Here is an 18731-nt window from a genome sequence, read left to right as displayed (position 1 = left end):
GTTAGTTTGTCTAGCATCTAAAAATAAAAATTGACGTTTCACGTTGTTTGTTTCGTTCAGTTTTCAAAGAACTACTTGGTCGCTCATTTGCGACTTCCTTATGTTAACATCTTCATTTTTCGATGTCAACTAAGTTTTTTAATTTCTTTTTTATCGTTTTCTGCGTTTCCGCATCAGCGACGGTTATTAATTTATCATATAATAACCATTAGCGTCAATACTTTTTAATAAAAAGTTCTTTTCCTTACATAACGCATACATTCTTCTGCATTAGCGACTCTTCGAAACAAACAAAAAATGATTTTATATCTTTCTTCCATCGCCTTTTTTACAACATCATGAATACGTTCATCTTCAAAATCAAATAAAAGTTCTTCTAACTCTCTCTTCAATATGTATTCCATTTCTTTTTTCTCTTCTTTCGTTAACATAAACCCAAGCAAATCATCACCTCAATCATTTCTTACAAAACAATAAACGTTCCGCTCATTTTCACTTATCAAAATCCTATCATTCATTATATCCACCGCTTACGATATTAATCCTTTGTTCTCTTTTTAATATTTAAAGCATATATGTAACTGAAAAGGATTGGACAAAGGGGCGTAATATTATGTTTTTCTTTTTTATTACGAGTAAACGAGCTTTTAAACACATTAGCTTAATAGTGATACTTTCCTTATTTACAGCATGGCTTCTCTTTTTGAAAACATATTCACATGAATCTGCTTTTTCAACTGCTACAGGACCTAAAGTTATTTACAAAGGAGACATCTCTAAAAAACAAGTTGCATTCACGTTTGATATTAGTTGGGGAGACAAAAAAGCAATTCCAATCCTTGATACACTTAAAGAAAAAGACATTAAGAATGCAACCTTCTTCCTTTCTGCTGCATGGGCAGAAAGACACCCTGATGTTGTTGAACGCATCATAAAAGATGGACATGAAGTCGGTAGTATGGGTTATAACTACACGTCCTACACTTCTCTAGAGACAAATGAAATACGAAGCGATCTTTTACGAGCACAAGATGTTTTTACAAAACTTGGTGTGAAACAAGTCAAACTATTACGTCCACCTAGTGGAGACTTTAACAAAGCAACACTTAAAATAGCAGAATCACTCGGATACACCATCGTCCATTGGAGCAATAACTCAAACGACTGGAAAAACCCAGGTGTAAACAATATCGTTTCCAATGTCTCTAATAATTTAAAAGGTGGAGATATCGTCTTATTACATGCATCCGATTCTGCTCTTCAAACAAATAAAGCTTTACCACTGCTTCTACAAAAATTAAAAAGTGACGGATATGAGCAAATATCAGTATCACAACTTATTTCCAACACAAGTACGAAAAGTGAAGATGTAAAGTAATTCTTTTCCCTCGTACCTTCACACATAAAAAAGCTCTATTACCTTTCATTCAGGTAATAGAGCTTTTTTCATCCCGATATTTGCATTCGTACAACTCCCCTGCATAAAAACTCAAAAAACCTCTCTTACTTAAGCCGACTTACTCGTCTTTCCAATTAAACGATGTAATATAAGTAACTGATATGCATTACATAATAAAAGTGGTATCACCATTAAATATAACCAATCTGTATCATTAATACGAAGCGCTGGTACCCACTCAAGAATCGTTACAACAACCATAAAGAACAAAGCGGGCACAAATGCCTTTTTATTCGTTTCTTTACTTTTTATGTAAGCAACAATCGCCCCAAACACAAATAGCACACCCGCAACAAGTATATTATTCCCTAATGAAACTTCCCCATTTGCAATCAGTACAGATCTTAAATACACGAAATCAAATAAAACGAATGCAATAAAGAAGAGCTGGACTGCATTCCATAAAGAAGGTGATCGGAACATACCTAGTCCAAAACGATGGATTGTTAAATAGGCAAAGAATCCCATTTGACTTATAACACTAAAAATAAAGCCTACACCCATCAACCAGAAAGAAACTGCTAGAATTTCCTTTCCGTCGAAATTTTGAAAAAATTTAGCATACTTGTCCCACTCCAAAACAAAACCAAGAATGACTGTACTAATCCCACCAAGAAACAACGTCGTAAAAAATAGTCGTACCCACTTGCGGCTATTCACAACACATCCCCCATTATCCTTATATTTCTAATTAAATTGTATCAATGACAATTTCAAAAAGCTAGCCATGTTCATGTATAAATTCCTTAAAGATATTTATATTAAAAAGAGAGAACTGTGCTGAAAGGAGTTCCAACTTATGAAACGGATGCTGCTCGTTTTGACTTCTTCTTTTTTATTTCTTGTACTTGTAGCATGTGCACAAGGAAAAGAAGCAAAGTCCGAACTTGATTATGATCAAACGAAGAAAATGATTGTTGATATTTTAAAAACCGATCAAGGTAAGAAAGCTATTCAAGATGTATTAACTGATGAAAAAATGAAACAAGCACTCATACTAGATGAAACAGTAGTAAAGAAAACGATTGAAGATGCAATGGTATCCGACAAAGGGCAACAATTCTGGGAAAAGCTCTTTAAAGACCCTGAGTTCTCATCGAAATTCGCTAAAAGTATGGGGAAAGAACAAACAACCTTAATGAAAACATTACTAAAAGACCCTGAATACCAAGCAGGCGTTATAGAAATTATGAAAAACCCTGAAGTAGAAAAAATGATGTTACAAACGATGAAGAGCAAAGAATACCGTCAATATTTACAACAAGTACTAACAGAAACTGCTGAAAGCCCACTCTTCCAAGCTAAGATGATTGATATTATTAGTAAAGGTGTACAAAAGGCCGAAAAAAGTGGATCTGATAAAAAGGAAGCAGGCGGTGAAGGTGGTTCCCAAGACGGTAAAAAGGAGCAGCAGTAAAAATAATAATTATAATGAGTGGACAATATATGTATCGTCCACTCATTATTATTTTATTTTTGCGCGACAGCTATTTTATCAATTACCGTCTCAGCTATCGTGCGATAAATAAGACCCGTCGTATGTGTATCTTCATATACTGACGGCGCAAAGTCTTCTTTATTCCAATCAGGTTGTTGAAGCGGGATTCTGCCAAGTACTTCTGTTTGAAGTTCTGTAGCTAATTTATCTCCGCCACCTCTTCCAAACACATATTCTTTTTCACCAGTTGTTTTACTTTCAAAATACGCCATATTTTCAACAACACCAAGAATACTATGTTCTGTACGTAAAGCCATGGCTCCAGCGCGCGCTGCTACAAATGCTGCTGTTGGATGCGGCGTTGTTACAATAATCTCTTTACAAGCCGGCAACATCGAATGTAAGTCTAGCGCAACATCACCTGTACCCGGTGGTAAATCTAAAACTAAATAGTCTAAATCGCCCCATTCTACTTCTGTAAAGAAGTGATTTAACATTTTCCCAAGCATAGGCCCTCTCCAAATAACCGGTGCATTATCTTCTACAAAGAACCCCATTGAGATTACCTTTACACCTAGACGCTCCACTGGAATAATTTTATCCCCTCTTACAACAGGACGTTTTTCTATCCCCATCATATCCGGTACGCTAAAACCGTAAATATCAGCATCAATGATACCAACCTTTTTCCCTAGACGAGCTAGAGCAATAGCAAGGTTAACAGAAACTGTTGATTTCCCTACCCCACCTTTTCCACTCGCCACTGCTAAAAATGTTGTTTTTGAATTTGGTGACAATAAAGATTCAATTTGCTCTTCTTCCTGTTCTGGTGCAAACTGAGTTAATTCCTCTTCTGTGAATTCTGCAAAGCGAAGCCCTACTGTTGCCGCTCCTAGTTCTTTTACTAACTTTACAATTCCAGATTGCAATTGCATTTGTTCTGCTGTACCGGTTTTTACGATTGCAATTTTAACACTTACATGTTCCTTCTCAGGCTTAACTGTTACCTCTTTAATTGCCCCTGTTTCTTTTAACGTTTTATGTAAAAATGGATCTACAATCCCTTCTAACGCTTCCACTACTTGCTCTTTCGTTACCATAGTTAGCCCAGCCCCCTGTATGAAAAATAACGTAATGTTAATTAAATGCATCTCTCTTTTTTTTTTAAATAAATGCGTTTACATTTCCAGTATAACATATTTTCGGAAAACTTCGTTAACGAGAGAAACTCAAAAAATCCTCCTTATTCTGGAGGATTTCCTTTTTCCGTGAAATAGCGTAATATACCACGATATACTGCAGCCGCTACCTTTTGCTGATATTTCTCCGAATTTAACATATACCTTTCGTTTACATTCGATAAAAAGCCAGCTTCAATTAAAGCACCTGGTGTTTTCGCATACTTTAATAAATATACATGAGAAATTGTTTTAGCAGAACGATTCGTATTCTCTAAACTCGTTCTCAATTCAGCTTGTATAAATTTCGCAGCACGTTCATTTTCAATAGAAGAACGGTAATAGAACGTTTGTGCGCCCTTCGATCCACTACTAGTTAAAGCATTTAAATGAATACTCGCAAAAAAGTCTACATCAGGTTTATTAATAATCTCTACACGCTTTTTTAAATCTTCTGCTTTACGCCTACTATATGATTTTGTATCTTTCTGAGCTAAATCATAATCTCCCTCACGTGTTAAAATAACTAGTGCACCTTGTTCTTGTAAATAATCTTGTACCTTCTTTGTAATCTCAAGCGTAATATCTTTTTCTATAATATCTTTTCCACCAACAGCCCCTCCGTCTGGTCCACCATGCCCAGCATCTAATACAATCACTTTCCCTGATAAGGGTAAATTCCAAGCTCGCCACGATTTTGTAATTTGAAATTCTTGTTTGACTAAAAAAAACAAAACAACCGCAGCGAGTGCAAAAGAGATAATTCGAATTCTCTTCATACCTTTCCTCCTCCAGCTAGTCCCTCTAATTACTTATATGGGACAAGAGGAAAGTTTATGCTTGTCTTAATGAAGCTTTAATCGATATCTTCTTTCACCTTTTTCATACCCTTCCTGCCACCATAAGCCGATAAACTGCTGACAAGATTCAAAAAGTAATTCCTCATCTTGTAACTTAATTTCTCTCATAGTCATGCTCGTTAAAAATTGAAATAGTGTTTCCGTTAATTGTTGCTCTTCTTCTAAGGCTCTATATTTCACATCAAAGAATGATTCGCCATAATAACCAAACTTACTGTATCTCGCTCCTAATAAATACGATTCTATCCCTAATTCAATACAGTAATCTTCATACTGACGATGAAGTTCCTGCATCTGAAAGGCATCTCTAATATTTGAACGTAATGTTTTTAATGATAATTCTCGCAGCATCTTCCGTTCATATTTCAGCTGCTTTTCTTTTTGTTTTTCTTGTAAGCTGACAATGACATTCATAGTACTTATAAACCTCCCTAATACGTATTAGTCTAAACTTCTAAAGAAGAAGCATACGTGAGAGGATAGCACTAAAATATTCCAAACTACAAAAATTCCAAAAGAGGAATGAAACATAAAAAAACCCCAACCAAAATGGTTGGGGTTTGTAGTTCGCAAAAATTAACGTTTTGAGAACTGAGGTGCACGACGTGCGCCTTTAAGACCGTATTTTTTACGCTCTTTCATACGTGCGTCACGAGTTAATAGACCTGCACGTTTTAGTGTTAGACGGTATTCTGGATCAGCTTTTAATAAAGCGCGAGAAATACCGTGACGAATAGCACCAGCTTGACCAGTGTATCCACCACCATTTACGTTTACAAGTACATCGTAGTTACCTAAAGTTTCTGTTGCAACTAGAGGTTGTTTCACTACTTCACGTAATGCAGCAAATGGGATATAGTTTTCAAAATCACGACCGTTAATGATAACGCGTCCTTCGCCTGGAACTAGGCGTACGCGCGCTACTGAACTCTTACGACGTCCAGTGCCATAGTATTGAACCTGTGCCAAAGTAAGCCCTCCTTTAATTAATTATCCGCGAAGTTCGTAAACTTCTGGTTTTTGTGCTTGGTGTGGATGCTCTGCTCCAGCATACACGTTTAGTTTCTTAGAAACTTGACGGCCTAAGCGTCCTTTTGGAAGCATGCCTTTAATTGCAAGCTCTAACATTTGTACAGGGTAGTTTGTACGCATTTCTAGAGCTGTTCTTTGTTTAAGTCCACCTGGGTGGTTAGTGTGACGGTAGTAAATTTTATCGTTTAATTTATTACCTGTTAAATGAATTTTCTCAGCGTTAATAATAATTACATGATCACCCGTGTCAACGTGTGGTGTAAATGTAGGTTTGTTTTTACCGCGTAAAATAGATGCTACTTCCGTAGATAGGCGACCTAAAGTTTGACCTTCAGCATCAACCACATACCATTTACGCTCAACTTCGTTAGCTTTTGCCATAAAAGTCGTACGCATGTGTTTCCCTCCTCGTTATCTTTTCCATAGAAAAAATCTATTGTTTATCTTAAACACGATTTCCTTCCGGGGCTAATCGTGGTTTTAGAAACAATACCATATGTTATGATATACTTTTGAGTTTCTAATGTCAAGCAAATGTTACACCAGGATTAGTTGTTATAGTTTACCTGCCATAAGTAAAGCCCATGACCAGGAGCCATCTTTCCAGCAAACTGACGATTTTGTTTCGCTAGAATCTCTGGAATGCTATCTGGATCAAGCTTTCCTTGCCCTACGCTCAGTAACGTACCAACAATAATTCTGACCATATTATATAAAAATCCATTACCTACAAAACGAAAAATTAATTCATCGTCTTGCTCGATTAGCTCAATTTCATAAATTGTTCTCACTTTATCTTTTTTGTCAGTTTTTGCCGAACAAAAAGAAGTGAAGTCATGCGTTCCAATAAAATAAGGAATCGCTTTTCGTATAGAGTTTATTTCGAGCGGATATGGATATTGATATACGTAATTTCTACGGAATACATCCGCAGTCTTTGATAATAACACACGATAACGATATTCTTTTCTCGCAACACCGTAACGCGCATGAAACTCTTCTGTTTTTTTCTCTACCTGTCTGATAACAATATCATCTGGCAACATTGTGTTTAATGCATTACCCCATTGCCACTCTTCAAGAGACAAAGGTGTATCAAAGTGTATGACTTGTCCTTTGGCGTGAACGGTAGAATCAGTTCTACCCGATGCCTGAACACGAACAAGTTCTCCTTTATGCAATTTCTGCAAAGCTTTTTCAATCTCTTGTTGAACAGTACGATGCTGCGGCTGAATTTGATAACCACAAAAATGCATGCCATCATATGCAACCGTACATTTTATTCTATCCATTTCTCTATTCTCCATTACGATCGCACCCATGCCAAAATACAAGCTAAACAAAGTAAGCTTATAATCGTTACTGTATCGCTTGTTTTCCAGCGTAGTTGCCTAAATTTAGTACGTCCTTCGCCACTTTGATATCCACGAGCCTCCATAGCAATTGCTAAGTCCTCAGCACGCTTAAAAGCACTGATAAATAGAGGAACCAGTAGTGAGATAATAGCTTTCATCCTATCTTTTATCGGTCCTCCTGCGAAATCAATACCACGTGACGATTGTGCCTTCATTATTTTACTCGTTTCATCCATTAATGTCGGAATAAAACGAAGAGAAATTGACATCATTAATGCGATTTCATGAACAGGAACTTTTATACGCTTCAACGGCTTTAATAACGTCTCCAAACCATCTGTAATCTCAATAGGTGTCGTCGTTAACGTTAATAATGTTGTCATTAAAATAATAACGAAGAATCGTATAGAAATGTATATCCCTTGCTCTAATCCTTTTTCATGTATTGAAAACCAACCAAGCTGGAATAGTACTTCCCCTTCTTTATTTGTAAAAATATGCAGGAAAAATGTAAAAAGAAAAATCCATAGAATTGGTTTTAAGCCCGAAAGTACATAACGAATCGGCACTTTTGCAAAAAATAAAGCAATGAGTGCATATAAAAATAAAAATCCATATGAAATCGCATTATTTGCTAAGAAAACAACAAATACATATAAAAAGACAATCAGCAGCTTCGTACGTGGATCAAGTTGATGAATAAGAGAATTCCCTGGAATATACCTTCCAATAATCAACTGCTGCATGATTCATGACCACCTTTTCGTAACACCTGCACAACTTCATGAGTAAGATCCTCTAAAGATAAGGTAGCCTTTGGGATTGAAATGCCAAACTTCTCTTCAATTGCACGTTTATACTTTAAAGACATAGGAAGATCCACGCCAATTTTCTCTAGTTCATCAGCATGTGAAAATACTTCCTCTGCACTTCCTTGCAAAAAGACCGTTCCTTTATGCATGACTACAACCTGCTCCGCATACTTAGCAGCATCCTCCATATTATGTGTTACTAGGATAACTGTAAGACCTTTTTCCTTATGGAGCTTATAAAACATCCCCATAAGTTCATTCTGCCCTTTTGGATCTAGCCCTGCTGTAGGTTCATCTAATACAAGCACTTCGGGTTCCATTGCCAATACGCCCGCTATCGCAACACGCCTCATTTGCCCACCACTTAACTCGAACGGTGAACGTGTTAACAGTGCTGGCTCTAACCCTACAAGTTCAATTGCCTCTCTTGCCTTTTGCTTCGCTTCTTCTACAGATACCCCAAAATTAGTAGGGCCGAAACAAATATCTTTCTCCACAGTCTCTTCAAACAACTGATGTTCTGGGAATTGAAAGACAACCCCTACCTTTTTACGTAGTGGCTTTAGCTTTTTTTCTTTCTTTCCTGCCGAAATGAAGTGTTCACCAATTTGAACTGTGCCATTCGTCGGCTGCAATAAACCATTTAAATGTTGAATCATCGTCGACTTACCTGAACCAGTATGACCGATAATGGCATAATAGCCCCCACTTGGAAACGACACGTCTACATCATAAAGTGCGCGTCTTTCAAATGGAGTTTTATATTGATAACGATGTTCTACTTTTTGGAATGTAATCTCCAAAGTTCGTTCACCAAGCTTTCCATTGTAAGATGCGTATTTTGCAAGATAATTTCATTTCTTTTTAATAATTCTGCTATTTTCACTGAAAATGGTACATCTAATCCAATTTCTTGGAGCATATGAGAGGACTTGAAGATTTGTTTTGGAGTCCCTTCCTCTAATATTTCTCCCTTATTTAAAATAATGATACGGTCTGATTGTGCCGCTTCTTCTAAATCGTGCGTAATTGATAACACGGTAATACCTTTTTGATTAACAAGTTGTCTAACCGTTTCTACTACTTCACGTCTCCCTTGAGGATCTAACATTGACGTTGCTTCATCTAATATCAAAATAGATGGCTGAAGTGCTAAAACGCCTGCTATTGCCACTCGCTGTTTTTGCCCACCAGATAACGAATGAGGTTCATCATTAAGAAAATCTTCCATACGGACAAGTTTGAGGGCCTGATCTAATCTTTCTACCATTTGCTCTCTTGGCATTCCGATATTCTCTAAGCCAAAAACAACGTCGTCTTGCACTGTCGTTCCAACAAATTGATTGTCTGGATTTTGAAATACCATCCCAATTTGTTTTCGAACATCCCATACCGTTTCCTCGGATAAAACCATTGTATCATTTACTGTAATAGTCCCTGTTTCCGGCAAAAACAAACCATTCAATAATTTTGCAAGTGTAGACTTCCCTGAACCGTTTTGTCCAATAACAGATACCCATTCTCCCTCATACAAAGAAAATGAAACATCTTTTAATGCATAAGTGGCTGCCCCAGGATATTGAAATGATATATTTTCTGTCCGAAGTTTCTCTTTTTTCAATACAAGGCACCCTTTCCTTCGCCAAGTTAGCCTATTTTTATATTTAAAAAAAAGGGCCATGACCAGTTTCTTGAAAAGAACTGTCCTGCCCTTTTAATTATCATTATACTAACTCGATAATTACCATTGGTGCTGCGTCTCCGCGACGTGGACCAATTTTTGCAATACGAGTGTATCCGCCTTGGCGCTCAGCATAGCGTGGAGCTACATCAGCGAATAATTTTTGAAGTGCATCTTGACCAGTCTCAGCGTTAGCTACTTCATTGCGAATGAAAGCTGCTGCTTGACGGCGAGCATGAAGATCTCCGCGTTTACCTAAAGTGATCATTTTTTCCACTACAGAACGAAGTTCTTTTGCACGAGTTTCTGTCGTTTGGATGCGCTCGTTGATAATTAAATCAGTAGCTAAATCACGTAACATAGCTTTACGTTGCGCACTTGTACGGCCTAATTTTCTGTATGCCATTCGTAGTTCCCTCCTTTGTTGATGGGTTTAAATCCTCAGTCGTCTTTACGTAAACCTAAACCTAATTCCTCAAGTTTATGTTTAACTTCTTCTAAGGATTTACGTCCTAAGTTACGAACTTTCATCATATCTTCTTCTGTTTTGTTCGCAAGCTCTTGTACAGTATTAATTCCTGCACGTTTTAGGCAATTATAAGAACGAACAGAAAGATCTAGTTCTTCGATAGTCATCTCAAGAACTTTCTCTTTTTGATCTTCTTCCTTCTCGACCATAATCTCAGCATTTTGTGCTTCATCAGTTAAACCAACAAAGATATTTAAATGCTCAGTTAAGATTTTGGCACCTAAAGAGATAGCTTCTTTTGGCCCGATGCTTCCATCCGTCCATACATCAAGCGTAAGCTTATCATAATTAGCCACTTGTCCGACACGTGTCTTTTCCACTTGGTAAGTCACACGTGATACTGGAGTATAAATAGAATCAATAGGAATTACTCCTATTGGTTGATCTTCGCTTTTATTTGCATCAGCTGGCGTATACCCACGGCCACGCTTTGCAGTTAAACGCATGCGGAAATGCGCATTTTTTGCTAACGTTGCAATGTGTAAATCTGGATTTAAGATTTCTACATCACTATCGTGAGTAATATCAGCAGCTGTGACAATACCTTCGCCCTGCACATCAATTTCCAACGTCTTCTCTTCTTCAGAGTAGATTTTAAGAGCTAACTTTTTCAAGTTTAAGATGATCGTCGTAACGTCTTCTACTACGCCCTCAACTGTTGAAAATTCATGTAATACGCCATCGATTTGGATAGCAGTAACAGCGGCACCAGGGAGTGAGGATAAAAGAATACGACGTAAGGAGTTACCCAAAGTAGTACCATATCCACGCTCAAGCGGTTCAATTACGAATTTACCATATTTAGCATCTTCGTTAAGTTCAACCGTTTCGATTTTCGGCTTTTCGATTTCAATCATTAACTAAACCCTCCTTCAAAACGTCGAAACCCCGGTTAAACAAAGGGATACCCCCTGTCTAACCGAAAGTCCCCCTTAGGCAGTTCCCGATTGTGCACAACAAGCGATGTTTCTGTACGAAATTTCTCGATAATGCATCATATCCATTATAGACAAAAGGGAAAATTCTATACAGAAAAATTACACACGACGACGTTTTGGTGGACGACATCCATTATGAGGAACTGGAGTAACATCTCTAATTGCTGTTACTTCTAGACCTGCAGCTTGAAGAGCACGAATTGCAGCTTCACGACCAGCACCAGGACCTTTAACAGTAACCTCTAAAGTTTTTAAACCGTGTTCCATTGCAACTTTAGCAGCAGCTTCAGCAGCCATTTGCGCAGCGAATGGAGTAGACTTACGAGATCCACGGAAACCAAGTGCACCAGCACTAGACCAAGAAAGTGCGTTACCATGAGTATCTGTAAGTGTTACGATTGTGTTGTTGAAAGTAGAACGAATATGAGCTATACCAGCTTCAATATTCTTTTTCACACGTTTTTTACGAGTGTTTGTTTTACGTGCCATTGTTAGTTCAACCTCCTTTACTTATTATTTCTTTTTATTTGCTACTGTACGACGTGGACCTTTACGTGTACGAGCATTGTTTTTAGAGTTTTGACCACGAACTGGTAAACCACGACGGTGACGAAGACCACGGTAAGAACCGATCTCCATTAGACGTTTAATGTTAAGAGATACTTCACGACGAAGGTCTCCCTCAACTTTAATACGATCGATGATATCACGGATACGTCCTAGTTCGTCTTCCGTTAAATCACGAACTCGTGTTTCTGAAGAAATACCAGCTTCAGTAAGAATTTTTTCAGCAGTTGTGCGACCAATGCCGAATACGTAAGTTAAAGAAATAACAACGCGTTTGTCTCGAGGAATATCTACACCTGCGATACGTGCCATTCTGAATGCACCTCCTTCTGATTAACCTTGTTTTTGTTTATGTTTAGGGTTTTCACAAATAACCATTACTTTTCCACGTCTACGAATAACTTTACATTTTTCGCAGATTGGTTTAACTGACGGTCTTACTTTCATGTCTCGAACCTCCTTAAAGATTACGGAGTGCTATATTATTTAAAACGGTACGTAATACGACCACGATTTAAATCGTACGGAGATAATTCTACCGTAACTTTGTCTCCTGGTAAAATACGAATGAAGTTCATACGGATTTTACCAGAAACGTGAGCCAATACGACATGCCCATTCTCTAATTCTACTTTGAACATAGCATTTGGCAACGTTTCAAGAACGGTACCTTCGACTTCAATTACATCATCTTTAGCCATTCAATAGTTCTCCCTTCTTCAAATCAGTAACATTTTACACTGCTCTGAAATCCCGGAGAGCCAGCTACTTATAAAGTGGTAAGGATTTCGTATCCTGCTTCTGTAAGAGCAATCGTGTGCTCAAAGTGGGCACACCATTTACCATCTACCGTTACCACTGTCCAGTCATCAGATAGTGTTTTTACATATCGTCTTCCTTGATTCACCATCGGCTCAACACAGATGACCATTCCCGGCTTTAATCTAGGGCCTCTATTTGGTGGACCATAGTGCGGGATTTGAGGGTCCTCATGTAAGTCTTGCCCGATTCCGTGACCAACATACTCCCTAACGATCGAGAACCCATTCTCTTCAGCATGGGTTTGAACCGCATGTGAGATATTTGATAATCTTTCGCCTGGTTTTACTTGTTCTAGACCAAGATACAACGATTTTTCTGTGACATCAAGTAGCTTTTGAACAGATTCAGAAATGTTTCCAACTGGATACGTCCATGCAGAATCGCCATGGTACCCATTGTATTTCGCACCAATATCGATACTGATGATATCGCCCTCTTCGAGCTTGCGCTTCCCTGGAATTCCGTGTACAAGCTCTTCATTTACAGAAGCACAAATGCTCCCCGGAAATCCGTTGTATCCTTTAAAAGATGGCGTAGCACCATATTTTTGAATCGTCTTTTCCGCTATTTGATCGAGCTCTTTCGTTGTAATTCCTGGAGTAATGTGCTGTTTCAACTCTTGATGAGTTAAAGCAACGATCCTGCCAGCTTCTCGCATGATTTCTATCTCGCGAGGAGTTTTGCAGATGATCATTACGCTAAGCCTCCGATGAGAACATCGATATCAGCAAATACTTTATTGATATCTTGCTCACCATTAATGCTTTGTAAGTAGCCAAGCTCCTCGTAGAAATCAAGCAAAGGTTTTGTTTGCTTAATATTTACATCTAAACGATTTGCTACAGTTTCTTCATTGTCATCAGAGCGTTGATATAATTCGCCACCACATTTATCGCACACATCAGCTTTTGCTGGCGGATTGAATTCTAAGTGGTAAGTCGCACCGCACTCTTTACAAATGCGACGGCCTGTAAGGCGTTTTAATAACAACCCTGAATCCACATTAATGTTTAAAACATAGTCGATTTTTTTACCAAGATCTTTCATAATCTCTTCAAGAGCTGATGCTTGTGCAACAGTTCGTGGGAAACCATCTAGTAAGAAACCTCTTACGCAGTCTTCTTGACTTAAACGTTCACGAACGATTCCGATTGTAACTTCATCTGGAACAAGTGCACCTTTATCAATAAAAGATTTTGCTTGTAAACCCATTTCAGTTTCAGCCTTCATAGCTGCACGGAACATATCTCCTGTTGAAATGTGAGGGATGTTATACTTGGCAACAATCTGTTCGGCTTGTGTACCTTTACCAGCACCAGGAAGCCCCATTAAAATTAAGTTCATCCTTGTTCCCCCTCAGAGTACATGAGCATGTAGGGAAGACGATTCTTCCCACTTACTCACTGCTTGATAAACCCTTTGTAATGGCGTTTTACCAGTTGGCTTTCTAGCTGCTTCATTGTTTCTAAAGCAACGCCGACAACGATTAACATACTCGTTCCACCAATCTGTGCAGATGGAGGAAGATTTCCCAATTTCGTAAAGATAACTGGTAAGATTGCAATCGCTGCTAGGAAAATTGATCCTACAAAGGTCAAACGATACAAGATTTTTGTTAGATATTGTTCCGTATTCTTACCCGGACGAATACCTGGAACATATCCACCTTGTTTGTTTAGATTCTCTGACATTTGCTCTGGATTAACCTGAACAAACGCATAGAAATATGTGAAGGCTACAATGAGCGCAACATATATGATCATTCCCACTGGGTGAGAATAGTTAAAGTTTGCAATGATCCACTGCGATACATCATGCTTCGGGAAGAACTGTGCAATAGTTGGAGGCGTAATTAAGAATGAAACAGCAAAAATGACTGGAATAACACCCGCACTATTTACCTTAAGCGGTAAATGTGTGTTTTGTGCTCCAGCATGATTCCCATTCCCTCCTGTTACACGCTTCGCATATTGAATTGGGATCTTTCTAACAGCCTGTTGAATGAAAATAACACCAACAATAACCGCTAGCACAGCTAGTAAGATCAATGCAACTTTAACGATACTCATGAACAATTGATCTCCGATATTTTGAAACTGTTGTTGATACACTTGAGATATAACACTTGGGATCGCTGCGGCAATACCGCCAAAGATAAGGATGGAAATACCATTACCTACACCTTTAGCTGTAATCTGTTCACCTAACCACATTAAAAATGCAGTACCAGCAGTCAGTACCGTAGCAATGTATAAATAAGTGCTCCAACCAGGATTCAAAATTAATTGTCCACCTACCATACCGTTAAAACCGATTGACATACCAAACCCCTGAATAAACGCAAGAACAATTGTAAAGTAACGCGTGAATTGCGTTAGTTTACGACGGCCCATTTCACCTTGCTTCGACCATTCCGAAAATTTAGGAACAACATCCATCTGCAATAATTGCACGATGATGGATGCTGTAATATACGGCATGATTCCCATCGCGAAGATGGAGAAGTTTTTCAAGGCGCCACCGCCAAATGTATTTAGGATACCTAAGGCATTTAATTGATCTTGTGCTTTCAGTACGTCTCCATTTGTAAATGGCACTGGGATAAACGTGCCAATCCTGAATACGATTAACATCGCTAAAGTGAATAATATTTTACGTCTTATCTCAGCAACGCGCATAAAGTTGGAGATTGTACGAAACATTAGATCACCTCAACTGATCCGCCAGCTGCTTCAATTGCTTCTTTAGCACTTGAAGAGAACTTGTGCGCTTTAACAGTTAATTTTTTCTCTACTGCGCCGCTTGCAAGAATTTTAACACCGTCGTTTAACTTGCTGATAACGCCAGTTTCCAGCAATAATTCAGGTGTTACTTCTGTACCATCTTCAAAACGATTTAACGTTGATAAGTTTACAATAGTAAACTCTTTACGGTTAATGTTTGTGAAGCCGCGTTTTGGTAAACGACGGAATAATGGAGTTTGACCACCTTCGAAGCCAAGACGAACACCGCCACCAGAACGTGCGTTTTGTCCTTTATGACCTTTACCAGCAGTTTTACCGTTACCAGAACCGATACCACGACCGACACGGTTACGTACTTTACGAGAACCTTCTGCAGGTTTTAATTCATGAAGTTTCATTCCCAGGCACCTCCTTATATTAATGAGTTATCCTTAAGCTTCTTTTACAGTTATAAGGTGAGAAACTTTGTTGATCATACCAAGAATAGCAGGAGTTTCTTCCTTAACTACAGTTGAATTCAACTTTTTAAGACCTAAAGCTTCTACCGTCGCACGTTGATCTTGTGGACGACCAATTACACTACGAGTGAGGGTAATTTCTAACTTTTTCGCCATTTGTTTTCCCTCCTTAACCTAGTAGCTCTTCTACAGATTTACCGCGTAATTTTGCAACATCTTCAGCGCGCTTAAGTTCGCTTAATCCGTTCACAGTAGCGCGAATCATGTTGATTGGTGTGTTAGAACCAAGAGATTTCGAAAGAATATCTTGTACACCAGCTAATTCAAGTACCGCACGAACAGGTCCACCAGCAATAACACCAGTACCTTCTGCAGCAGGTTTTAAGAATACTTCACCAGCTCCAAAGTGACCGTTGATTGTGTGTGGAATTGTTGTACCAACTAATGGTACAGCGATTAAGTTTTTCTTAGCGTCTTCGATAGCTTTGCGGATTGCGTCTGGTACCTCTTGTGCTTTACCAGTACCGAATCCAACATGACCGTTTTTATCGCCAACTACAACTAGTGCAGCAAAGCGGAAACGACGACCACCCTTAACAACTTTCGCGACACGATTTATCGTAACTACACGTTCTTCAAGTTCTAATTTACTTGGGTCAATGCGATGCATCAATTTTCCCTCCTTTGACCATTAAAATTGTAATCCAGCCTCACGAGCAGCTTCAGCTAGAGCTTTAACACGGCCATGGTATAAGTAACCACCGCGATCAAATACTACTTCTTTAACGCCTTTCTCTACAGCACGCTTAGCAACTGATTCTCCTACTTTCGTAGCAGCTTCAGTATTGCTAGTACCGTTAAGAGCAAGGTCTTTATCAAGAGTAGATGCACTTACTAACGTTACACCATTCACATCATCAATAACTTGAGCGTAAATATGTTGATTAGAACGGAACACGTTTAAACGTGGACGTTCTGCAGTACCAGTAAGTTTAGCACGTACACGTGCATGTCTTTTCTTACGAGTCGCATTTTTATCAGCTTTAGTGATCATTCTTGTCACTCCTTTCTCTCACCTAACGGGTTTACTTAGCAGTTTTACCTTCTTTACGACGAACAACTTCGCCTTCGTAACGAATACCTTTACCTTTGTAAGGCTCAGGAGCACGTACAGCACGGATGTTAGCAGCAAATTCGCCAACACGTTGCTTGTCGATACCTTTGATTACGATTTTAGTTGGTACAGGTACTTCAACTTCAAGACCTGATTCCGGAGTCATTTCTACTGGATGAGAATAACCTACGCTTAAAACAAGTTTATCTCCTTGTTTTTGAGCACGGTAACCAACACCGACTAATTCAAGTCCGCGTGCGAAACCTGCAGTTACACCTTCAACCATGTTTCCGATTAAAGCACGAGTTGTACCGTGTAATGCACGGTGTTCCTTCTGTTCAGATGGACGCTCAACTGTTAGTGTATTTTCTTCAATTTTGATAGACATATCAGCATTGAATTTACGAGTTAATTCACCTTTAGGGCCTTTTACTGTTACAGTATTGTCTTCTGCAATTGTAATAGTAACACCTGCAGGGATTTCAAGAATCTTTTTACCAATACGAGACATGTGGTCACACCTCCGTTCGTTTTAAATATATATTACCAAACGTATGCTACTACTTCTCCACCAGTTTGTAATTGACGAGCGTCTTTGTCTGTCATTACTCCCTTAGATGTAGAAACAAGAGCGATACCTAATCCGTTAAGTACACGTGGTACTTCATCAGCTTTAGCGTAAACGCGTAAGCCAGGTTTACTGATACGTTTTAATCCAGTGATTACACGTTCATTGTTTGCACCATATTTCAGGAAAATACGAAGGATACCTTGTTTGTTATCCTCGATGTATTCTACATCACGAATGAAACCTTCACGTTTTAAAAGTTCAGCGATCTCTTTTTTGATTTTAGAAGCAGGAACCTCTAATTTCTCATGACGTACCATGTTCGCATTACGGATGCGAGTAAGCATGTCTGCAATTGGATCTGTCATCACCATGTGTTTTACCTCCTTCCCATTTGTGGGTTTTACCAACTAGCTTTTTTAACACCAGGAATTTGACCTTTATATGCAAGTTCACGGAAACAAATACGGCAAAGCTTAAATTTGCGGTATACAGAATGCGGACGACCGCAGCGTTCGCAACGTGTATACTCTTGTACTTTAAACTTAGGAGTACGCTTTTGTTTCGCTATCATAGATTTTTTAGCCACGTTTTCGCCTCCTCTACTTAGCGTTGGCTTCCATTATTTTTGGAATGGCATACCGAATTGTGTTAAAAGTTCACGAGCTTCTTCATCAGTTTTCGCTGTAGTAACGATTACGATGTCCATACCGCGGACTTTGCTTACTTTATCATAATCGATCTCAGGGAAGATAAGTTGCTCTTTAACACCTAATGTGTAGTTCCCACGACCATCGAATGATTTCTTAGAAACACCACGGAAATCACGTACACGTGGTAAAGAAACTGATACTAATTTGTCGAAGAACTCATACATTTGCTCGCCGCGTAAAGTTACTTTCGCACCGATTGGCATACCTTCACGAAGACGGAAACCAGCGATTGATTTTTTAGCACGAGTTACAACAGGTTTTTGACCTGCGATTTGTGTTAATTCTTCTACTGCATTGTCTAAAGCTTTTGAGTTAGATACCGCGTCACCAACACCAGTGTTGATTACGATCTTTTCGATTTTCGGTACTTCCATCACAGATTTATAGTTAAACTTGCTCACTAGAGCAGGAGTAATTTCCTTTTGGAACTTCTCTTTAAGGCGATTCAATGAAGTGACCTCCT

The 18731-nt window shown here is 38.6% G+C and carries 30 protein-coding genes; 2 read left to right on the top strand and 28 right to left on the bottom strand.

From position 1 onward, the window contains the following. Positions 1-224 precede the first annotated feature (224 nt). The gene (locus KVT31_RS27265; RefSeq protein ID WP_000900298.1) at positions 225-443 is read right to left on the bottom strand and encodes a hypothetical protein; all 219 of its coding nucleotides are present in this window, start codon (positions 441-443) and stop codon (positions 225-227) included. 170 nt (positions 444-613) lie between these two features. On the opposite strand from KVT31_RS27265, the gene pdaB reads away from it, so the two are divergent. Continuing rightward, positions 614-1378, top strand: coding sequence for a polysaccharide deacetylase family sporulation protein PdaB (pdaB, locus tag KVT31_RS27260; protein WP_088094814.1), 765 nt, complete (start codon positions 614-616; stop codon positions 1376-1378). A gap of 129 nt (positions 1379-1507) precedes the next feature. Here pdaB and kbaA read toward each other — a convergent pair whose 3' ends face one another. Beyond that, a complete protein-coding gene (kbaA, locus tag KVT31_RS27255; RefSeq protein WP_088094813.1) occupies positions 1508-2119 on the bottom strand; it encodes a KinB signaling pathway activation protein KbaA in 612 nt (203 codons plus the stop codon). 139 nt (positions 2120-2258) lie between these two features. Here kbaA and gerD point away from each other — a divergent pair, with 139 nt between their 5' ends. Then, entirely contained in the window at positions 2259-2876 is a 618-nt protein-coding gene (gerD, locus tag KVT31_RS27250; RefSeq protein ID WP_000827523.1) for a spore germination protein GerD, read from the top strand. A 53-nt stretch (positions 2877-2929) separates the two neighbouring features. Here the strand turns inward: gerD and KVT31_RS27245 are convergent, their stop codons facing one another. The 26 genes from KVT31_RS27245 to rplE form a co-directional block, all read right to left on the bottom strand. Further along, positions 2930-3997, bottom strand: coding sequence for an Mrp/NBP35 family ATP-binding protein (locus KVT31_RS27245; RefSeq protein ID WP_088094812.1), 1068 nt, complete (start codon positions 3995-3997; stop codon positions 2930-2932). Between the two features lie 143 nt (positions 3998-4140). Beyond that, a complete protein-coding gene (gene cwlD, locus KVT31_RS27240; protein ID WP_000822445.1) occupies positions 4141-4854 on the bottom strand; it encodes an N-acetylmuramoyl-L-alanine amidase CwlD in 714 nt (237 codons plus the stop codon). A gap of 66 nt (positions 4855-4920) precedes the next feature. Beyond that, the gene (locus tag KVT31_RS27235; protein WP_001101006.1) at positions 4921-5349 is read right to left on the bottom strand and encodes a YbaK family protein; all 429 of its coding nucleotides are present in this window, start codon (positions 5347-5349) and stop codon (positions 4921-4923) included. Between the two features lie 162 nt (positions 5350-5511). Next, positions 5512-5904 (bottom strand): 30S ribosomal protein S9, encoded by a 393-nt coding sequence (rpsI, locus tag KVT31_RS27230; protein ID WP_000079986.1) that lies wholly within the window; start codon positions 5902-5904, stop codon positions 5512-5514. 21 nt (positions 5905-5925) lie between these two features. Further along, positions 5926-6363, bottom strand: a complete 438-nt coding sequence (rplM, locus tag KVT31_RS27225) for a 50S ribosomal protein L13 (protein ID WP_001260795.1) — start codon at positions 6361-6363, stop codon at positions 5926-5928. A gap of 152 nt (positions 6364-6515) precedes the next feature. After that, positions 6516-7259 carry a tRNA pseudouridine(38-40) synthase TruA gene (gene truA / locus KVT31_RS27220; protein WP_088094815.1) on the bottom strand — a complete coding sequence of 248 codons (744 nt, stop codon included), beginning with the start codon at positions 7257-7259 and terminating at the stop codon, positions 6516-6518. A 14-nt stretch (positions 7260-7273) separates the two neighbouring features. Then, positions 7274-8068 (bottom strand): energy-coupling factor transporter transmembrane component T family protein, encoded by a 795-nt coding sequence (locus tag KVT31_RS27215; RefSeq protein WP_001186532.1) that lies wholly within the window; start codon positions 8066-8068, stop codon positions 7274-7276. Then, positions 8056-8937 (bottom strand): energy-coupling factor ABC transporter ATP-binding protein, encoded by an 882-nt coding sequence (locus KVT31_RS27210; RefSeq protein WP_088094811.1) that lies wholly within the window; start codon positions 8935-8937, stop codon positions 8056-8058. Before KVT31_RS27210 ends, KVT31_RS27215 begins: the two co-directional genes overlap by 13 nt. Beyond that, on the bottom strand, positions 8913-9755 hold the full coding sequence (locus tag KVT31_RS27205; protein ID WP_140392306.1) for an energy-coupling factor ABC transporter ATP-binding protein: 843 nt from the start codon (positions 9753-9755) through the stop codon (positions 8913-8915). The genes KVT31_RS27210 and KVT31_RS27205 overlap by 25 nt, the downstream gene beginning before the upstream one ends. A gap of 103 nt (positions 9756-9858) precedes the next feature. Beyond that, positions 9859-10221, bottom strand: a complete 363-nt coding sequence (rplQ, locus tag KVT31_RS27200) for a 50S ribosomal protein L17 (RefSeq protein WP_000331490.1) — start codon at positions 10219-10221, stop codon at positions 9859-9861. A gap of 35 nt (positions 10222-10256) precedes the next feature. Further along, complete coding sequence (locus KVT31_RS27195) at positions 10257-11201, bottom strand: DNA-directed RNA polymerase subunit alpha (protein WP_000569644.1); 945 nt, start codon at positions 11199-11201, stop codon at positions 10257-10259. A gap of 180 nt (positions 11202-11381) precedes the next feature. Beyond that, entirely contained in the window at positions 11382-11771 is a 390-nt protein-coding gene (rpsK, locus tag KVT31_RS27190) for a 30S ribosomal protein S11 (RefSeq protein WP_000101797.1), read from the bottom strand. Between the two features lie 24 nt (positions 11772-11795). Continuing rightward, the gene (rpsM, locus tag KVT31_RS27185) at positions 11796-12161 is read right to left on the bottom strand and encodes a 30S ribosomal protein S13 (RefSeq protein WP_000090790.1); all 366 of its coding nucleotides are present in this window, start codon (positions 12159-12161) and stop codon (positions 11796-11798) included. Between the two features lie 21 nt (positions 12162-12182). Beyond that, on the bottom strand, positions 12183-12296 hold the full coding sequence (gene rpmJ / locus KVT31_RS27180) for a 50S ribosomal protein L36 (RefSeq protein ID WP_000868344.1): 114 nt from the start codon (positions 12294-12296) through the stop codon (positions 12183-12185). A gap of 35 nt (positions 12297-12331) precedes the next feature. Further along, positions 12332-12550, bottom strand: coding sequence for a translation initiation factor IF-1 (gene infA / locus KVT31_RS27175; RefSeq protein WP_001029884.1), 219 nt, complete (start codon positions 12548-12550; stop codon positions 12332-12334). Positions 12551-12618: 68 nt separating this feature from the next. Continuing rightward, on the bottom strand, positions 12619-13365 hold the full coding sequence (gene map / locus KVT31_RS27170; protein WP_000582534.1) for a type I methionyl aminopeptidase: 747 nt from the start codon (positions 13363-13365) through the stop codon (positions 12619-12621). Continuing rightward, a complete protein-coding gene (locus tag KVT31_RS27165; protein WP_001048996.1) occupies positions 13365-14015 on the bottom strand; it encodes an adenylate kinase in 651 nt (216 codons plus the stop codon). The genes map and KVT31_RS27165 overlap by 1 nt, the downstream gene beginning before the upstream one ends. Positions 14016-14071: 56 nt before the next feature. After that, positions 14072-15373, bottom strand: a complete 1302-nt coding sequence (gene secY, locus KVT31_RS27160) for a preprotein translocase subunit SecY (protein ID WP_000490118.1) — start codon at positions 15371-15373, stop codon at positions 14072-14074. After that, positions 15373-15813 carry a 50S ribosomal protein L15 gene (rplO, locus tag KVT31_RS27155; protein WP_000766083.1) on the bottom strand — a complete coding sequence of 147 codons (441 nt, stop codon included), beginning with the start codon at positions 15811-15813 and terminating at the stop codon, positions 15373-15375. The genes secY and rplO overlap by 1 nt, the downstream gene beginning before the upstream one ends. Before the next feature lie 33 nt (positions 15814-15846). Continuing rightward, a complete protein-coding gene (gene rpmD, locus KVT31_RS27150; RefSeq protein ID WP_001085231.1) occupies positions 15847-16029 on the bottom strand; it encodes a 50S ribosomal protein L30 in 183 nt (60 codons plus the stop codon). Positions 16030-16042: 13 nt separating this feature from the next. After that, positions 16043-16543 carry a 30S ribosomal protein S5 gene (rpsE, locus tag KVT31_RS27145; protein WP_000554646.1) on the bottom strand — a complete coding sequence of 167 codons (501 nt, stop codon included), beginning with the start codon at positions 16541-16543 and terminating at the stop codon, positions 16043-16045. A 21-nt stretch (positions 16544-16564) separates the two neighbouring features. Beyond that, positions 16565-16927 carry a 50S ribosomal protein L18 gene (gene rplR / locus KVT31_RS27140; RefSeq protein WP_000628818.1) on the bottom strand — a complete coding sequence of 121 codons (363 nt, stop codon included), beginning with the start codon at positions 16925-16927 and terminating at the stop codon, positions 16565-16567. Between the two features lie 31 nt (positions 16928-16958). Then, entirely contained in the window at positions 16959-17498 is a 540-nt protein-coding gene (gene rplF, locus KVT31_RS27135; RefSeq protein ID WP_088094809.1) for a 50S ribosomal protein L6, read from the bottom strand. Between the two features lie 32 nt (positions 17499-17530). Beyond that, positions 17531-17929, bottom strand: coding sequence for a 30S ribosomal protein S8 (rpsH, locus tag KVT31_RS27130; protein ID WP_000245511.1), 399 nt, complete (start codon positions 17927-17929; stop codon positions 17531-17533). A 29-nt stretch (positions 17930-17958) separates the two neighbouring features. Then, positions 17959-18144: a 30S ribosomal protein S14 gene (rpsN, locus tag KVT31_RS27125; RefSeq protein WP_001085700.1), complete on the bottom strand. Its 186-nt coding sequence runs from the start codon at positions 18142-18144 to the stop codon at positions 17959-17961. A 33-nt stretch (positions 18145-18177) separates the two neighbouring features. Then, a complete protein-coding gene (rplE, locus tag KVT31_RS27120) occupies positions 18178-18717 on the bottom strand; it encodes a 50S ribosomal protein L5 (protein WP_001080829.1) in 540 nt (179 codons plus the stop codon). Between the last annotated feature and the right edge of the window lie 14 nt (positions 18718-18731).

Origin of the sequence: Bacillus sp. GbtcB14, from assembly GCF_019091205.1 — a bacterium.
Taxonomy (GTDB): Bacteria; Bacillota; Bacilli; order Bacillales; family Bacillaceae_G; genus Bacillus_A; species Bacillus_A cereus_AG.
This window is presented reverse-complemented; position numbering and strand designations above follow the sequence as displayed.

Coding starts and splice junctions, on each gene's coding strand:
- truA (WP_088094815.1), bottom strand. CDS start 7,259: ATGGATAGAATAAAATGTACGGTTGCATATGATGGCATGCATTTTTGT.
- cwlD (WP_000822445.1), bottom strand. CDS start 4,854: ATGAAGAGAATTCGAATTATCTCTTTTGCACTCGCTGCGGTTGTTTTG.
- secY (WP_000490118.1), bottom strand. CDS start 15,373: ATGTTTCGTACAATCTCCAACTTTATGCGCGTTGCTGAGATAAGACGT.
- KVT31_RS27245 (WP_088094812.1), bottom strand. CDS start 3,997: ATGGTAACGAAAGAGCAAGTAGTGGAAGCGTTAGAAGGGATTGTAGAT.
- rplF (WP_088094809.1), bottom strand. CDS start 17,498: ATGTCTCGTATTGGTAAAAAGATTCTTGAAATCCCTGCAGGTGTTACT.
- rpsK (WP_000101797.1), bottom strand. CDS start 11,771: ATGGCACGTAAAACAAACACTCGTAAAAAACGTGTGAAAAAGAATATT.
- rpsH (WP_000245511.1), bottom strand. CDS start 17,929: ATGGTGATGACAGATCCAATTGCAGACATGCTTACTCGCATCCGTAAT.
- map (WP_000582534.1), bottom strand. CDS start 13,365: ATGATCATCTGCAAAACTCCTCGCGAGATAGAAATCATGCGAGAAGCT.
- KVT31_RS27195 (WP_000569644.1), bottom strand. CDS start 11,201: ATGATTGAAATCGAAAAGCCGAAAATCGAAACGGTTGAACTTAACGAA.
- KVT31_RS27235 (WP_001101006.1), bottom strand. CDS start 5,349: ATGAATGTCATTGTCAGCTTACAAGAAAAACAAAAAGAAAAGCAGCTG.
- infA (WP_001029884.1), bottom strand. CDS start 12,550: ATGGCTAAAGATGATGTAATTGAAGTCGAAGGTACCGTTCTTGAAACG.
- KVT31_RS27215 (WP_001186532.1), bottom strand. CDS start 8,068: ATGCAGCAGTTGATTATTGGAAGGTATATTCCAGGGAATTCTCTTATT.
- rplM (WP_001260795.1), bottom strand. CDS start 6,363: ATGCGTACGACTTTTATGGCAAAAGCTAACGAAGTTGAGCGTAAATGG.
- rpmD (WP_001085231.1), bottom strand. CDS start 16,029: ATGGCGAAAAAGTTAGAAATTACCCTCACTCGTAGTGTAATTGGTCGT.
- KVT31_RS27165 (WP_001048996.1), bottom strand. CDS start 14,015: ATGAACTTAATTTTAATGGGGCTTCCTGGTGCTGGTAAAGGTACACAA.
- gerD (WP_000827523.1), top strand. CDS start 2,259: ATGAAACGGATGCTGCTCGTTTTGACTTCTTCTTTTTTATTTCTTGTA.
- rplO (WP_000766083.1), bottom strand. CDS start 15,813: ATGAAACTTCATGAATTAAAACCTGCAGAAGGTTCTCGTAAAGTACGT.
- rpmJ (WP_000868344.1), bottom strand. CDS start 12,296: ATGAAAGTAAGACCGTCAGTTAAACCAATCTGCGAAAAATGTAAAGTT.
- rplQ (WP_000331490.1), bottom strand. CDS start 10,221: ATGGCATACAGAAAATTAGGCCGTACAAGTGCGCAACGTAAAGCTATG.
- rpsM (WP_000090790.1), bottom strand. CDS start 12,161: ATGGCACGTATCGCAGGTGTAGATATTCCTCGAGACAAACGCGTTGTT.
- rpsE (WP_000554646.1), bottom strand. CDS start 16,543: ATGCATCGCATTGACCCAAGTAAATTAGAACTTGAAGAACGTGTAGTT.
- pdaB (WP_088094814.1), top strand. CDS start 614: ATGTTTTTCTTTTTTATTACGAGTAAACGAGCTTTTAAACACATTAGC.
- rplR (WP_000628818.1), bottom strand. CDS start 16,927: ATGATCACTAAAGCTGATAAAAATGCGACTCGTAAGAAAAGACATGCA.